The organism is Luteibacter sp. SVR4-7G, assembly GCF_056755555.1.
Window position 1 is genome coordinate 1 of sequence record NZ_JBPGXO010000066.1, and the last position, 14,739, is coordinate 14,739.

The following is a 14,739-nucleotide window of genomic DNA, read 5'->3' on the forward strand; positions in this document are numbered from 1 at the left end:
AGATGTGTATAAGAGACAGCCATGAACAGTGCACCGGCGACCAGACCGATGACGCCGCCAAGCAGCGAATGCAGAAACAGCCAGCCCAGGCCGCCGGCGAGCGCGCCGCCCAGCGGCATGCGCAAGCCCAACGGCGCGCGGCCGAGGATGCCGCGCAGGAAGATGGCGCCGAAGATGAGCGGTACGAGCAGGTGCCCGCCGCCCCGCCGTCGCTCGTGGCTTTCGTCCGGCGCCACGGGGGCCGGCAGCGCCTCGCCCTGCACGATCTGGGTGATCGCGTTCAGGGCTTCGGTGATGCCGCCGTAGTAGTCGTTGGCGCGCAGCCTGGGCGCCATGTATTCGCGGATGATCCGGGAGGCGATCGCGTCGGGCAGCGCCCCCTCGAGGCCATAACCCACCTCGATGCGCACACGGCGGTCATCCTTGGCGAGCAGGAGCAGGACGCCGTCGTCCGGCCCTTCCCGGCCCACCTTGTTCGTTTCCGCCACCTTCAGCGAATAGCTCTCGAGATCCTCCGGCTGGGTCGTGGGCACCATCAGCACGACGACCTGCGCGCCCTTGGTCTTCTCCAGGTCCACCAGCCGGGCATCCAGCTGCGCCACCTGGTCGGGGGCGAGCGTGCCGGTGAGGTCGGTCACGTGACGGGCGAGCTTCGGCACCGCCACGTCCGCCCGCGCCGCCGGAGGCGGCACGAGCAAGGCGATGGCGAACAGCAGCGCGGCCGCGAAACCGCGCATCAGCGGCCGGCCGTGGAAGCCGGGGCCGGGGTGGAACCGAAATCGACGGTGGGCGCGGTGGAGATCGCCTTCTCGTTCTCGACGCTGAAGTTCGCCTTCACCTTGTAGCCCATGACCTTGGCCGTGAGGTTGTTCGGGAACGAACGGATCAGCGTGTTGTAGCTCTGCACGGCGGCCACGTAGCGGTTGCGGGCCACGGTGATGCGGTTCTCGGTGCCTTCGAGCTGGGCCTGCAGGTCGCGGAAGGAGCCGTCGGCCTTGAGCTGCGGATAGTTCTCGCTGACCACCATCAGGCGCGACAGCGCGCTGGTCAGCTGGCCCTGGGCCGCCTGGAACTTGGCCAGCGCCTCGGGATCGTTGAGCAACTCGGGGGTGATCTGGGTCTGGCCCACCCTGGCGCGGGCGTTGGTCACCTCGGTGAGCACGCGCTCCTCGTGCTGGGCATAGCCCTTCACGGTATTCACCAGGTTCGGCACCAGGTCGGCTCGGCGCTGGTACTGGTTGAGCACTTCGGACCAGGCGGCCTTGACCCCCTCGTCCTCGCGCTGGATGGCGTTATAGCCGCAGCCGGAGAGGAAGGCGGCAAGCAGGACGAGGGCAACGGTGCGGGCGAATGTCTTCATGGCGGCTGGTTCCTTGGAAGGTGCCGCAACAACTTACCCTAAACGCCACCCTGTAGGAGCGCGCCCTGCGCGCGACAGGTTTTGAGGCTGTGCCCCGGAGCTGGCGCGCGAGCTTGAGTACTGGCCCGAAAACCTGTCGCGCGCAGGGCGCGCTCCTACAACAGACGGGGCAGCAGGATCAGGGCCCAGCTCACCACCACCATCATCAGGAGCAGGAATACGGCGGCCGAGCCCATGTCCTTGGCCCGGCCCGCCAGTTCATGGAATTCCGGGCTTACCTTGTCCACCACGGCCTCGATGGCCGAATTCAGCAGTTCAGCCGAAAGGACCAGCACGGGAAAGGTGATGAGGACGATCTTCTCGAGCGGACCGTGACCGAGCCAGAGGCCCAGCGGGACCACGACCACTGCAAGAAAAACCTCAAGCCGGAACGAGGCCTCGTGCCGGAAACACGCCCGCAGGCCCTGCATGGACCACAGGAATGCCGCATAAATCTGGCGCGGCCCGCGCCGCTCGGTCGTTGCCATGGTCGCTCAGGCCGCCGGGATCGGGACCGGGCCGGCGTACCGGAGGATGGTTGTCTGGTTGCACTGCGGCATCGAGGCGACGTCGGGACGATTGTTAAGACCCGGTATCATGCCACATCCCGCCATGGGCCCGGCTTACGGCCCGCGCCGTGGCGAATCGCCGCGCCCCTCTGGCGCCGCAGCACAACCGGGCGGACCATTTGTATTACGCTTGAACGGTTGTGACTCCGTTCAGGGTCACGGCGACGGGAGCAGGGCCACGGTCCTCTCGCTGTTTCCATCGCGACCGGAAAATACATGGCAATCCAGAACCCGCCCGTTTCACAGACCAAGTCCTTCAGCACGGTCTTCCTCATCGAAATGTGGGAGCGCTTCGGCTTCTACGGCATGCAGGTGCTGATGGTCACCTACATGGTGAAGAAGCTCGGCTTCGCCGATGTGGACGCCAACCTCGTCTGGGGAGCGGCCGCAGCCCTCATCTATGCCACACCCGCCGTGGGCGGCTGGATCGGCGACAAGTTCCTTGGTGCGCGACGCACCATGCTCAGCGGCGCCGTCATTCTCATGCTGGGCTATGCCCTGCTCTGGATTCCAACCAACAACGCCTACGCCCTGTACCTCGCGCTCGGCGTGATCATCTTCGGCAACGGCCTGTTCAAGCCCAACGCCGGCAACCTCGTGCGCAAGATCTACGAGGGCGACGACGTGCGCATCGACAGCGCGTTCACCCTCTACTACATGGCGGTGAATATCGGCTCGACGGTTTCGATGTTGCTCACGCCCTGGATCCGCGACTACGTGGGCGAGCACTACGGCGATGCCCTGGGCTGGCACACCGCATTTGGCGTCTGTTCCATCGGCCTCATCCTCGGTCTCATCAATTACTATTTCATGCGCCGCACGCTGGCGCATATCGGTTCGGAACCCGATAACCACCCGCCGGTGATGAAGAACGTGCTCGGCGTGGTCGCCGGCGGCATCGCCATCGTCGCTGTTTCCGCATATATCCTGCAGAACCAGGGCGTGGCCCAGGCCTGTGTCTATGCTGCGGGCCTCGTCATCCTCGGCATCTTCGTCCACCTGATCCGTTCCAGCGAACGCGGCGAGCGCGCCGGCCTCATCGCCGCGCTGGTGCTGACGGTGCAGACGATCTTCTTCTTCATCTTCTACCAGCAGATGTCGACCTCGCTGAACCTGTTCGCGCAGCGCAACGTGGACCTTTCCTTCGGCATCTTCGGCTACGAGATCTTCCGCTGGATTCCCGAGCAGTTCCAGTCGCTCAATGCCATCTGGATCGTGATCCTGTCGCCGCTCCTGGTCTGGATCTACAACGCGCTGGGCCGGCATGGCAAGGATTTCCCCGTCGCCGCGAAGTTCGCGCTCGGCTTCGCCGCGGTCGCCGCCGGCTTCTTCATGTATGGCCTCGGTGCCACTACCGCCGTGAACGGCGCGATCTCGTCCTGGTACATGGTGTGGGGTTACGGGCTGTATTCTCTGGGCGAGGTGCTGGTGAGCGGCCTCGGCCTCGCCATGATCGCGCGCTACGTGCCGGCGCGCATGGGCGGCTTCATGATGGGCGCCTATTACGTCGCCTCCGGCGTGGCCCAGTACATGGGCAGCGTGGTGGCCAACTACGCGGCCATTCCCGACAACATCACCGATCCGCTGCAGTCCCTGGCGATCTACACCAGCCTGTTCAACAAGCTGGGCTTCGTGGGTCTGGCCTGCACGGCCATCGCGGTGGCGATGCTGCCCCTGATGAAGAAGCTGTCCCTGAACCACGCGCTGGCGAACGTACCGCCGGTGCCTCCCGTGCACAACGAAGACCTGTGATGCGACGGAGGACCGCGCCGCGAGGCGCGGTCCTCCCGTCATGAAGAGACCACCGTGAGCGACAACCTGCATACGCCATCGTCCCGCTCCGGTCCCTTCGCCCTCGCACGCACCCTTGCCTGGCTCCGCCTCTGCGCCATCGCCGGGCAGAGCGTGGCGATCCTCTCCTGCGTCACCCTCCTCAAGCTCGATATCCCGCTGCTGCCGCTCATGCTCGGCGTCTGCGTGCTTGCCGTGTTCGCCGCCGCGGCTTCGTTCCGCCTGGGCATGCCGTGGAAGGTCGGCGAGGGCGAAGCCATCGTCCACATCGCCGCCGATACCCTGGTGCTGGGCTACCTCCTCTACTTCACGGGCGGGGCGTCGAACCCGTTCGTGACCCTGCTGCTGGTACCGATCGCACTCTCGGCCGCGGCGCTGTCGATCGCCGGCGTCTCCCTGGTGGCGATCCTCACCGGCGTCGCCTACGTCCTGCTGGTGCCGTACCACATGCCCCTGCCGACCCTGGGCGACAAGGGACAGGATTTTGACCTCTACGTCGCGGGCATGGGCGTCAACTTCGTCATCATGGCGATCCTCCTCGGCGTCTTCATCAGCAACCTGGCCAAGGCCATCCGCACGCAGCAAGGCGAAGTGCAGCGGGTGCGCGAGCGTGCCCTGCGCGACGAGGGCATCCTCGCCATCGCCACCCAGGCCGCCGGCGCGGCGCACGAACTGAACACGCCGCTCTCGACCATGCGCACCCTGCTGCCCGAGATCCGCCGCGAGCACGCCACCGACAATGCGCTGGGTGAGGACCTCGACCTGCTCGACGGCCAGGTGGAGCGCTGCCGCACCATCCTTCGCGAGATGGTCGCCTTCGGCCAGGCCCAGCTGTCCCAGGTGCCCGAGCGGCTCACGCTCGACGCATTCCTGCACGTCTGCCTGGAACGCTTCCAGCTCCTGCGTCCCGAAGCAGACGTCCGCCTGACGCTCGAGCCGGGCGCCGGCCGCATCGCCCTGCGCTCGCCGCCGGGGCTGCGCCATGCCCTCATCAACCTGCTCAACAACGCGGCAGACGCGTCGGCGCTCAACGACAGCGCCGCGGTGGACCTGCGCGTCGGCATCGTGGACCAGTGGCTGGAGCTGATCGTGACCGACGAAGGCCCCGGCTTCGACGAATCCGACGACCTCGGCACGCTGGGCCTCTCGCAGAAAGAGACAGGTCTCGGCCTGGGCCTGGCCCTGGCTGAAGCCACGGCCGAGCGACTGGACGGCGAACTCGCCGCGAGCAACACCGGGCATGGCGCGCAAATGCGCCTGCGCCTGCCCCTTCGGGTCATCGGAGACCATGCATGAACGACCTCGTTCCGCCCCCCGGCCGCCCCCTCCTGATCGTCGACGACGACGCCACCTTCGCCCGCGTCCTCGGCCGCGCGCTGACCTCGCGCGGCTTCGAAGTGATCAGCGCCGACAACGCCGACGATGCGCGTGCCCTTGCACGCCGGCACCAGCCGCGATACTGCGTGCTGGACCTGAAGCTCGGCGACGAGAACGGCCTGCGCCTGATTCCCGAACTGCAGGCGCTGGTGCCGGACATGCGGGTGCTGCTGCTCACCGGCTACGCATCCATCGCCACCGCGGTGGAAGCGATCAAGCGCGGCGCCCACGACTACCTGGCGAAACCCGTCGATGCCGACGCCGTGCTGCGTGCCCTCCTCGACGGCGATGCCGGTCCGGCCGATCCGGACGACCTGATCGACGCACCGGATGCGCCGCTGCCGTTGCGCCGCCTGGAATGGGAACACATCCAGCGCGTGCTCACGGAATGCGAGGGCAACATCTCCGAGACGGCACGCCGCCTGGGCATGCATCGCCGTACCTTGCAGCGCAAGCTGAGCAAGCATCCCGTCCGCGAACGCCCCGGTGATTATTGAAGATGCGCCTCCTCCTCGCTTTCGCTGCGTTCCTTGCCATCGCCACCGTCGCGCATGCCCATGACGACATGGCAGGCATGGCCATGGGCCATGAGGCGCCCCTGGGTTTCGATGCCGCGATCGACAGCCGGGGCCGCCTCTGGGTCGTGGACACGGTAGGCGAGCATGTGCGCGCGCGACGTTCGGACGACATGGGCCGCAGCTTCGACGTCTCGACCATCGTGAATCCCGTGGGCGAACCGCTCTACGCCGAGGGCGAGAACCGGCCGAAAATCGCACTCGGCCCGAACGGCGAGCTGTACGTGAGCTGGTCGCAGCCGCGCAAGCTGCCGTGGACAGGCTTCGTGCGCTTCTCGCGCTCGCTCGACGGCGGCACGCACTTCGACACGCCGAAGACGGTGCATACGGACCGAGCGGAAGTCACCCACCGCTTTGATTCGCTCGCGGTGGACGGCAAGGGCGACATCGTGGTCGCCTGGATCGACAAGCGCGACGTCGAAGCGGCGAAGGCAAGGGGCAAACCCTATCTGGGTGCCGCCACCTATTACAGCTGGTCCACGGATCGCGGCGCGAGCTTCGCGCCGGAACGCAAGATCGTCGACGAGAGCTGCGAATGCTGCCGCATCGCACTCGCGCGCGCGCCTGACGGCAGCATCGAGGCCTTCTTCCGCGCGATCTACGGCGACAACATCCGCGATCACGCCTACGCCACGCTGCCCACCGACAAGAGTGCACCGAAGGTCGAACGTGCCACGTTCACCCAGTGGCACATCGAGGGCTGTCCGCACCATGGTCCTTCGTTGGCCATCGACGCCTCGGGCGCACGCCACGCCGTGTGGTTCAGTGCGGCCGATGGGAAAGCCGCGATCTGGTACGGGCAACTCCAGCCCGGTCATGAGCCCACACATCTCACCCAGGTGGCGGGTGCCGGCGCGTCGCATGCCGACCTGGCGGCGGACGGAAAGCATGTATGGATCGCCTATCACCAGATTTCCGCCAAGGGGCTGGATCTCGTGCTGCGCACGTCCAACGACGGCGGCAGCACCTTCGGCGAACCGCGCGTCATCGCGCACACCGCCAACGCGTCGGGCTGGCCCAGGTTGGTGCTGTGGCAGCATCGTGCTTTCGTCGCCTGGAATCCGGAGGGCCAGTTCCGGCTCGTGCCGACGGAGGCGCTGTGATGAAGGCGTTCTGTCTCCTGCTCGCTGTCGCCGTTGCCACGCCTGCGTTCGCGGCACCACCCGTCGCGCTGGACACTACCGGCGTCGAGGCGCTCGTCGCCAGGCCGGCCAAGGGAACGCGGGTGATCGCGTTGTGGTCGCTGGATTGCGCGTACTGCGAACAGAACCTGTCGGCGCTGGCTGCCTGGCAGCGCAAGCATCCCGATGTCGAACTGCTGTTCGTGGCCACCGACCCGATGAGCCAGCGCGCCGCGCTCGAGGCACGGCTGAAAGCGGCGCACCTGGATACGGTGCCCTCGCGCGCCTACGCCGAGTCCACGCCGGACCGGATCAATTTCCTGATCGACCCCGCCTGGGGCGGCGAGACGCCGCGGACGATGGTGATCAAGGCCGACGGCACACGGAGAGCCTATAGCGGCGCGCTGGATGCGACGCGCATCGCCAAGCTGCTTGACTGATCCCTCGCCCGATCTGTAGGAGCGCGCAACGCGCGCGACATCTTTTGGAGCGGTGAGCAGCAGGGCCTGCCGCATTTCGCGAAAAGCTGTCGCGCGCGCAGCGCGCTCCTACACCTCAGGCTTCGACGGGCTGGGGGTGCGGAAAACGCACGCTGGCGATGCGGTTGGCACCAGGCAGCGCGCGCAGTTCCAGCGGCCACTGGAAGCGGTCGGACAGGCGGCGCGCGATGGCGAGGTCGAAGCCGTGGCGGTCGACGGCCGCATGGCGGCGGCTGCCGGCCTCGGACGTGTCGAGCGCCGGATTGATCACGCTCACGCTGCCCGGCATCACCGTGATCACGATCCTGCCCTGGTCCGTCTGCTGCAGCGCATGGCGGATCAATTGCCCGCATAGCACCGCGAATACGCGAGGCGAGGCATGCAAGGCGAAGCTGGCCGGTTCGTCGAGCACCAGTTCCACCGGACGGCCCACGATCAATTCCCGCGCATAATCCACTTCCTGGCGGAGCACCGTGTTCACCACGAAGTCCTCCTCGGCCAGCCCCTGGTCGGACTCGCGGGAGAGGATGAGGAATGCCTCAACGAGCGCCTCGAGCTCCCGCGTCGAGCGGCGGATGCGCTCGAGCGACCGGTAGCCGACGTCCGAAAGCGTCGTCTCGTCGGCCAGCATGTCCGAGGACATCTTGATGACGGTGAGCGGACTGCGCAGTTCGTGGCTCGCATCGCGGGTGAAGTTGCGCTCCCGCTCGCCATAGCCTTCGATACGCGAAGCCAGTCCGTGCAGCCCGCGGATGAGCGCGGACACGTCGTCATCGGAGCGCTTGCCGCCTTCGCGATCGAGCCCGGCCATGTCCGGCCGCTCCGGATCCCAGCCCTCGAGCAGGCGCGCGAGCGTGGCCACAGGAGTCCATTCACGCGAAACCGCGGTCCACGCGATCCCGCCGGAACAAAGCATGATCGCAATGGCCGCACCGAGCGGCGCGACATTGTTCGCCGCCATCAGCGAGGCGGTGATCATGACGATCGTCTGCAATGCGAAGACGACGGCGACCCGTACGCGAAAGGAGCCGCGCCGTCGCCGAGCCTTCTGCGGTGACCTGCCTTCCATCGATCAGACCCGGTGCCGCTCCTGCTTCATGCCGTCTGCGAAGCCGCGACTTCGGAGTCGAGATCCGCCAGGCGGTAGCCCGCAGAGTGGATGGTGTGCAACAGGGGGCGATCGAACGGCTTGTCGATCACACGGCGCAGGTTGTACAGGTGCGAGCGCAAGGTATCCGAGTCCGGCAGCGTATCGCCCCAGATCTCGCGCTCGATGTCGCGGCGGCTGACCACCCGCGGCGATTCGCGCATGAGGATGGCGAGCAGCTTCAGGCCGATCGGCGACACCGTGAGCTCCTGGCCGCCGCGGGTGAGGCGCAGCGTGGCCGTATCGAGGGTCATGTCGCCGACGTTGAGCACCTCGGACGAAACCTGGCGGCGGTCGCGGCGGATCAGGGCGCGCAGGCGGGCTTCCAGCTCGCGCACCTCGAACGGCTTGACCAGGTAGTCGTCGGCGCCGGCTTCCAGGCCTACCAGTTTGTCTTCAAGGGTGTCGCGCGCGGTGAGCATGAGGACCGGCGTGGACTTCTTGCCGTCCTTGCGCAGCTTGCGGCAGACATCCAGGCCGTCCATGCCCGGCAACATCAGGTCCAGCACGATCACGTCATAGCTGTTCGAAACGGCCAGGTGCAGGCCGCTGACGCCGTCGGCGGCGTAGTCGACCGAGTAGCCCCGGCGCTCCAGGAACTCGCCGACCATTTCGGCGATCTGGCGATTGTCCTCGACAAGAAGGATCAAGCCAGCCTGTTCGTCACGTGTGCTCATCGCTGCGCTCCTCTGCTGATTCACAAATGTGAAGAGTTAACGGCCGCTACGGTGAGAGCAACGTGAAGACCGAGAACAAGCGTTTATTGTGGGGACGAGAACGTGGAGGAAGCGTCGTCTAACGCAGCATCGGGCTAAGCGCTTTCCACACGTTCTCCGCCACGCGAGGCTCACCGGAGGCCGTCGGGTGCAGGCCGTCGTCCTGCATCAGCGCAGGGTCGAGGGCCACTCCGTCGAGCAGGAAGGGCACGAGGGCGGCGCCGTGCTTTTTCGCGGCGTCGGCGTAGACCTTGCGCAGGCCGTCGCGGTACTGCGGACCGTAGTTCACCGGAAGTTCGATGCCGAGCAGCAGGACCTTCGCCCCCGCGGCGCCGGCCGCCCCGATCATGGCGTCGAGGTTCTCCGCCAGCTTGCCCAGCGGCAGGCCTTGCAGGCCATCGTTGGCACCCAGTTCGATCACCACCACGCCCGGGCGCAGCTTCGCAAGCAGGGCCGGAAGGCGATTGCGGCCGCTCAGGGAGGTTTCGCCGCTGATGCTGGCATTGACCATCGTCCACGGCGTCGCCATCTTCGAGGTGCGCGCGTCCAACAAACGCACCCACCCGGCCTCCACCGGGATGTTGTGCGCCGCCGACAACGAGTCCCCGAGCACCAGCACCTTGCGCGGCGCATCCGCCGCGGAGGCGATGGCGCACCAGACGAACAGCAACAGGACCAGGCAACGACGCATGAGCGATTCTTCCCGAGTTCTTCTTGAAGTGGCGGATGTTAGCAAGTCGGTTTTCGGCCCGGAGGGCCGGCTGGACATCCTCTCCGGGGTGAATCTGAGCGTGGCCGCCGGCGAAAGCTTCGCCATCGTCGGCGCCTCGGGCTCGGGCAAGACCACCCTGCTGGGACTGCTGGCGGGCCTGGACGTTCCCACCTCGGGCAGCATCCGGCTCGACGGACAGGCGCTCGAGGCCGTGGACGAGGAGGCACGCGCGGCGATCCGGCGCCGCCTGGTAGGTTTCGTGTTCCAGTCGTTCCACCTCCTTCCCGCCCTGACGGCGGAGGAGAACGTGATGCTTCCCATGGAACTCGAAGGCGACGACACCGCCCGCGAACGGGCCCACGCCGCCCTGGACGCGGTCGGCCTCGGCGCGCGCCGCCGGCACTATCCGGCGCAGCTTTCCGGCGGCGAGCAGCAGCGCGTGGCCCTGGCCCGCGCCTTCGTGCACCGCCCGCGGATTCTCTTCGCCGACGAACCCACGGGCAACCTCGACCAGCACACCGGCGAACACGTGGGCGACCTCCTCTTCGAGATGAACCGGCAACACGCCACCACCCTGATCCTGGTGACCCACGATTCACGCCTCGCCGCCCGCTGCGCCCGCTCGGCCGAACTGCACGAAGGCCGCCTCGGGGTGCCGGCGTGAACGTCGCCCGGCTCGCCTTCCGCACGCTCCGCCGCGAATGGCACCTGGTCGAGCTGCGCACGCTCGCCGCCTCTCTGGTGCTCGCGGTCATCGCCCTCGGCGTCGTCGCCACCCTCTCCACCCGCATCGAGCGCGGCATCCTTGCCAGTGCCGCCGAACTGATCGGGGGCGATCTCGGCATCTCTGCCCCGGCCCCCCTGCCGGAGCCGATGCTGCGCTCGGCGCAAGCGGACGGCCTCGTGGCCACTCGCGGCGCGGCGTTCCGTAGCGTGGCCTTCGTCGGTGAACGCAGCCAGCTGCTCGACGTGCTCGCCACGGATGCTGCGTACCCGCTGCGCGGCACGCTCGAAGTGCGCGGCGCCGATGGTCGCGACCGCGTCGCGCACGGTCCGGCGCGCGGCCAGGTCTTCCTCGACCATCGCGCGATGGTTGGGCTCGGCATACGTGCCGGCCAGACGATCCAGATCGGCGGGCGCGATCTCATCGTCGCCGCGGAACTGTTGCGCCAGCCCGACGGCGGCGAACTCTTCGCGCTCGCGCCGCGTGCGCTGATGAACCTCGACGATGCCAGCGAGGCCGGACTGCTCTCGGTGGGCAGCCGTGCCCGGCATCGCCTGCTGGTCTCCGGCTCTCCAGCTGCCGTGGCCGCCTGGCGCGCCAATCTGGAGAGCGGCACGCTGCCTGCGGGGGCCGACCTGATCACCCCGGAGAAGATGCAGGAGCGCATGCGCACGGCGTTCGACCGGGCCAGCGCCTTCCTGCGCCTCACGGCCCTGCTTTCCGCCCTGCTCGCCGGCGTCGCCATCGCACTGGCGGCGGCGCGCTACGCGCGGCGCAAGGCCGCCGAAGTCGCCTTGCTTCGCGCGCTGGGCACGCCGCGGCGTCGCGTGGCCGCGCTGCTGGTGACGACGCTGGCCGCGCTCGCGCTGCCGGCCGCCGCCCTCGGCATGGCGATCGCGCTGGGCCTTGCCCAGGGCGCGTGGTACTTCGCCCGCCAGCTGTTCGACAACATTCCCACCACCTTGCCGCTCGGCCCTGCCTTTGCCGCGGCTGCGATGGGCCTCGCCGTGCTCGCCGGCTTCGCCCTGCCGCCGCTGGTGCGCCTGGCCGAAGTGCCGCCAGTGGCGGTCTTCCGCGAATCGATGCAACGGCGCGTGCGCCGCTTCGATGCGCTTTACCTCGTGCCCCTGGTGACGGCGGTGCTGCTGGTTTGGGTGCAGAGCGATTCGGCGAAGCTCGCGGGCATCCTCGCCGCCACCCTTGCCGGCGTGGCCGTCGTCGCCGCCCTGCTCTCGGCACTGCTGCTGGTTATCGCGCGACGCGTGGCACCCGGCGCCCATCCCGCGCTCCGCCTGGGCCTCGCGGCGCTCGCGCGCCGGCGCGGCCTGTCGCTGGTGCAGGCGACGGCGCTCTCGCTCGGCCTGTGCGCCCTGCTCCTGCTTGCCGTCATCGCGCCCTCGCTGCTCGAAGGCTGGCGGCGCGAACTGCCGGCGGATACGCCGAACTGGTTTGCGCTTAACCTGCAGGACGACCAGCGCGATGCCTTCGCGCGTGCGCTGGAAGGCATGGGGGCCACGCGAACCAACATGATGCCGCTGGCCGTCGGCAAGCTCACCGCGATCAACGGAAAACCGGTCGACAGCATCGCCTTCGCCAACGACGAGGCGAAGGAATCGGCGGACAGGCAGCTGCGCCTGTCGTGGGCTGCCGACCTGCCCCCGTCGAACGAGGTGGTGGCAGGCCAGTGGGCAGGCCCTTCTCCCGCCCGGGCCGAAGTTTCCGTCGATACCTCGTGGCGCGACCGCTACCAGCTCAAGCTTGGCGACACGCTGAGCTTCGAGGTCGGCGAAGGCACGATCGATGCGAAGGTGAGCAGCGTACGCAAGGTCGACTGGAGTTCGTTCCGGGTGAACTTCTTCCTCATGCTCGACCCGGCGCACGCAGACCAGCTGCCGCATACCTGGCTCACCAGCTTCTACCTTCCGCGCGGCCACAGCGACCAACTGGCGAAGGTCTCGCGCGACTTCGGCAACCTGAGCCTGATCGACGTCGACGCCCTACTCGACCGCGTGCGCGAAATCGTCGATCGCGTCGGTGGCGCCGTGCGCTGGGTACTCGGGTTCAGCCTGCTCGCAGGCGCGCTCGTGCTCGCCGCCGCGCTCGCCGCCAGTGCGCAGGAACGGCGCAAGGAGGCCGCGCTGCTGCGCACGCTGGGTGCGACCCGCGCGCAATTGCGCGCGGCCGCCGCGTGCGAATTCGCCTTGCTCGGCCTCGTCGCCGGACTTACCGCCGCGCTGGGCGCGGTAGGCGCGGGCCTGTGGCTGGGCAATGCGGTGTTCCGCATCGAAAACTTCGTGCCGCCGTTGTGGCCGCTGGCCGGCGCTGCCGCGCTGGCTGCAGTGGTCGTGATGGCGATCGGCCTGTTCGGCACGAGAAAAGTCGTACGGACCTCGCCGATGGCGTTGCTGCGGGAAGGTTGACGGGGTTTTGCACATCATCGTGCTTCCGCGGGTCACCGAGGTGTGTGACTGGATGATGTGGTATGACGCGAAAAGCGGTCGCGCGCAGGCGCGCTCCTACACGAAGCTGGAGCGCTGCCTGCTGTAGGAGCGCGCCTGCGCGCGACCGCTTTTCGCGAGCGCCTCCAGCCAGTTCTCATCCATTCGACACGTCAGGCCAATAGCTACACAAGGGATGCCGCCGCCTGCTCCCAAACCCGCAAGGCGCGCAGCAAAAGCTCAGGGCTCAGTGCGCATTTCGAGCGACATCACGATCGCATCCTCGCGGCCGCCTCTTGCCGGGTAGTACGAAGGCCGCCGTCCGATTTCGGTGAAGCCGAGCGAGTCGTACAAGGCCTTCGCCACGGGATTCGAAGGACGGACCTCGAGGAAGATCCGTTCCGCGCCGTACCAGCGCGCGAGGTCCAGCAGGCGGCGCATCATTCGCCGACCATAGCCAAGGCCGCGGTGCGCGTCGCCGATGCAGACGTTGAGCACGTGGGCCTCACCGGCTGCGACCGAGAGGATGCCGTAACCGGCGATCTCGCCATCGTGCACGAGCACCCAGCAGTTGTGCCCCGCCTGGAGACAGTCGCGGAAAATACCCGCGCTCCAGGGAAACTCGTAAGAGGCATGCTCGATAGCGACGACGGCGTCCAGGTCCTCGCGGCGCATCGCGCGTACTTCGGTGGACGGGCGTGCAACGGCGACCATCGGATCAGACTCCGCGAAGCGTGGGTCCAAGGGTGCGCAGGCCGTTCCAGAGGCGGCGTTTCGCCGCCGGGTCCGTGAGGATCACGGCCGGCGTATCCACCAGCACGATCTGCGCGGCGCTCATCACCGCGGCCGGAAGGTCGCGCCCGAGCGCCCTCGCCTGCGCCTCGCCGAAGACCAGATAGGCCTTGGCGACGGGCACCGGCCCAAGGCCGTTCTCGCCGGCTTGCAGCCGCGCGGCGCGCGCTGTCACCGGCCCGTAGGCGCGCAAGGCGCGTCCCACCAGGTCCAGCTCGCGCTCGCTGGCCCCCGCTGGAAGCACCACCACACAGGCGACCGTCCCGGCCGGGGCATCGTTCGCCGCGGCAACCTCAGAGGCGGGCGCCGCCGGCCCCGTGCGCAGTCGCCAGGGCGTGATGCCCATGACTCTGAGCAGGCGCTGGCGACGGTCGGCTGCGGCAGGCATAAAGCTTACTCCGGCACCTTGGCACGGCGTGCACGGCGGCGGCGCGTCGCGCGGCCCCACAAGGTCATCACCGGACCCGATACGGTGTAGATCACGGCCACGGCGAACAGCACGCGCGCGGTGTCGACAAGCAGCAGCACCACGATCAGCACCGCGGCGATCAGCCAGATGAAGGGCACGCGATCTCCCTTCGGCCACGCCTTGAAGCTGAAGTAACGCACGTTGCTGACCATCAGCAGGCCGGCGATGACCGCCAGGGGCATGGCGAAGAACGCCACCGACGGCCCCGGAATGTCGAATTTTTCCATCGTCCAGACGAAGGACATGCACAGCCCGGCCGCCGCAGGACTGGCGAGACCCTGGAAATAGCGCTTGTCGGCAACGCCCACCTGGGTGTTGAAACGGGCGAGGCGCAACGCAGCGCACACCGCGTAGATGAAGGCGGCGGCCCAGCCGATCTTGCCCCACACCGGTCCATAGGCGGCCAGCGAGGACAGCGACCACGTGTACA

Annotated in this window: 16 protein-coding genes; 7 read left to right on the top strand and 9 right to left on the bottom strand. The window is 67.9% G+C overall.

Features of this window, described 5'->3' with window-relative positions; genetic code table 11:
• The 3 genes from ACR9ZH_RS17510 to ACR9ZH_RS17520 all read right to left on the bottom strand — a co-directional run.
• Positions 1 to 737 (bottom strand): TPM domain-containing protein (locus tag ACR9ZH_RS17510; RefSeq protein ID WP_481292041.1); only part of this gene is annotated, 737 nt, incomplete at its 3' end.
• The gene (locus ACR9ZH_RS17515) at positions 737 to 1,360 is read right to left on the bottom strand and encodes a LemA family protein (protein WP_481292042.1); all 624 of its coding nucleotides are present in this window, start codon (positions 1,358 to 1,360) and stop codon (positions 737 to 739) included. The genes ACR9ZH_RS17515 and ACR9ZH_RS17510, both read right to left, overlap by 1 nt.
• 155 nt (positions 1,361 to 1,515) lie before the next feature.
• Positions 1,516 to 1,887 (bottom strand): diacylglycerol kinase, encoded by a 372-nt coding sequence (locus tag ACR9ZH_RS17520; protein WP_481292043.1) that lies wholly within the window; start codon positions 1,885 to 1,887, stop codon positions 1,516 to 1,518.
• Positions 1,888 to 2,184: 297 nt separating this feature from the next.
• On the opposite strand from ACR9ZH_RS17520, the gene ACR9ZH_RS17525 reads away from it, so the two are divergent.
• The 5 genes from ACR9ZH_RS17525 to ACR9ZH_RS17545 are packed head-to-tail and all read left to right on the top strand — an operon-like array spanning position 2,185 to position 7,272.
• Positions 2,185 to 3,720, top strand: a complete 1,536-nt coding sequence (locus ACR9ZH_RS17525) for a peptide MFS transporter (RefSeq protein WP_481292044.1) — start codon at positions 2,185 to 2,187, stop codon at positions 3,718 to 3,720.
• 54 nt (positions 3,721 to 3,774) lie between these two features.
• On the top strand, positions 3,775 to 5,055 hold the full coding sequence (locus ACR9ZH_RS17530; RefSeq protein ID WP_481292045.1) for an ATP-binding protein: 1,281 nt from the start codon (positions 3,775 to 3,777) through the stop codon (positions 5,053 to 5,055).
• Positions 5,052 to 5,633: a response regulator transcription factor gene (locus ACR9ZH_RS17535; RefSeq protein ID WP_481292046.1), complete on the top strand. Its 582-nt coding sequence runs from the start codon at positions 5,052 to 5,054 to the stop codon at positions 5,631 to 5,633. Before ACR9ZH_RS17530 ends, ACR9ZH_RS17535 begins: the two co-directional genes overlap by 4 nt.
• 2 nt (positions 5,634 to 5,635) lie before the next feature.
• The gene (locus ACR9ZH_RS17540) at positions 5,636 to 6,814 is read left to right on the top strand and encodes a sialidase family protein (protein ID WP_481292047.1); all 1,179 of its coding nucleotides are present in this window, start codon (positions 5,636 to 5,638) and stop codon (positions 6,812 to 6,814) included.
• On the top strand, positions 6,814 to 7,272 hold the full coding sequence (locus ACR9ZH_RS17545) for a TlpA family protein disulfide reductase (RefSeq protein WP_481292048.1): 459 nt from the start codon (positions 6,814 to 6,816) through the stop codon (positions 7,270 to 7,272). The genes ACR9ZH_RS17540 and ACR9ZH_RS17545 overlap by 1 nt, the downstream gene beginning before the upstream one ends.
• A 115-nt stretch (positions 7,273 to 7,387) precedes the next feature.
• Here ACR9ZH_RS17545 and ACR9ZH_RS17550 read toward each other — a convergent pair whose 3' ends face one another.
• From ACR9ZH_RS17550 to ACR9ZH_RS17560, 3 genes are all read right to left on the bottom strand, one after another.
• The gene (locus ACR9ZH_RS17550) at positions 7,388 to 8,290 is read right to left on the bottom strand and encodes a sensor histidine kinase (RefSeq protein WP_481292049.1); all 903 of its coding nucleotides are present in this window, start codon (positions 8,288 to 8,290) and stop codon (positions 7,388 to 7,390) included.
• Positions 8,291 to 8,406: 116 nt separating this feature from the next.
• The gene (locus tag ACR9ZH_RS17555; protein WP_029213612.1) at positions 8,407 to 9,135 is read right to left on the bottom strand and encodes a response regulator transcription factor; all 729 of its coding nucleotides are present in this window, start codon (positions 9,133 to 9,135) and stop codon (positions 8,407 to 8,409) included.
• 118 nt (positions 9,136 to 9,253) lie between these two features.
• On the bottom strand, positions 9,254 to 9,865 hold the full coding sequence (locus ACR9ZH_RS17560; protein ID WP_481292050.1) for an arylesterase: 612 nt from the start codon (positions 9,863 to 9,865) through the stop codon (positions 9,254 to 9,256).
• On the opposite strand from ACR9ZH_RS17560, the gene ACR9ZH_RS17565 reads away from it, so the two are divergent.
• A complete protein-coding gene (locus ACR9ZH_RS17565; protein ID WP_481292051.1) occupies positions 9,864 to 10,550 on the top strand; it encodes an ABC transporter ATP-binding protein in 687 nt (228 codons plus the stop codon). The genes ACR9ZH_RS17560 and ACR9ZH_RS17565 overlap by 2 nt on opposite strands.
• Entirely contained in the window at positions 10,547 to 13,030 is a 2,484-nt protein-coding gene (locus ACR9ZH_RS17570) for an ABC transporter permease (protein ID WP_481292052.1), read from the top strand. Before ACR9ZH_RS17565 ends, ACR9ZH_RS17570 begins: the two co-directional genes overlap by 4 nt.
• Before the next feature lie 258 nt (positions 13,031 to 13,288).
• Here ACR9ZH_RS17570 and rimI read toward each other — a convergent pair whose 3' ends face one another.
• The 3 genes from rimI to ACR9ZH_RS17585 all read right to left on the bottom strand — a co-directional run.
• Complete coding sequence (gene rimI / locus ACR9ZH_RS17575) at positions 13,289 to 13,762, bottom strand: ribosomal protein S18-alanine N-acetyltransferase (RefSeq protein WP_481292053.1); 474 nt, start codon at positions 13,760 to 13,762, stop codon at positions 13,289 to 13,291.
• Positions 13,763 to 13,766: 4 nt separating this feature from the next.
• Complete coding sequence (locus ACR9ZH_RS17580) at positions 13,767 to 14,228, bottom strand: hypothetical protein (RefSeq protein ID WP_481292054.1); 462 nt, start codon at positions 14,226 to 14,228, stop codon at positions 13,767 to 13,769.
• A 5-nt stretch (positions 14,229 to 14,233) separates the two neighbouring features.
• A partial coding sequence (locus ACR9ZH_RS17585) for a CDP-alcohol phosphatidyltransferase family protein (RefSeq protein ID WP_481292055.1) occupies positions 14,234 to 14,739 on the bottom strand: 506 nt, incomplete at its 5' end.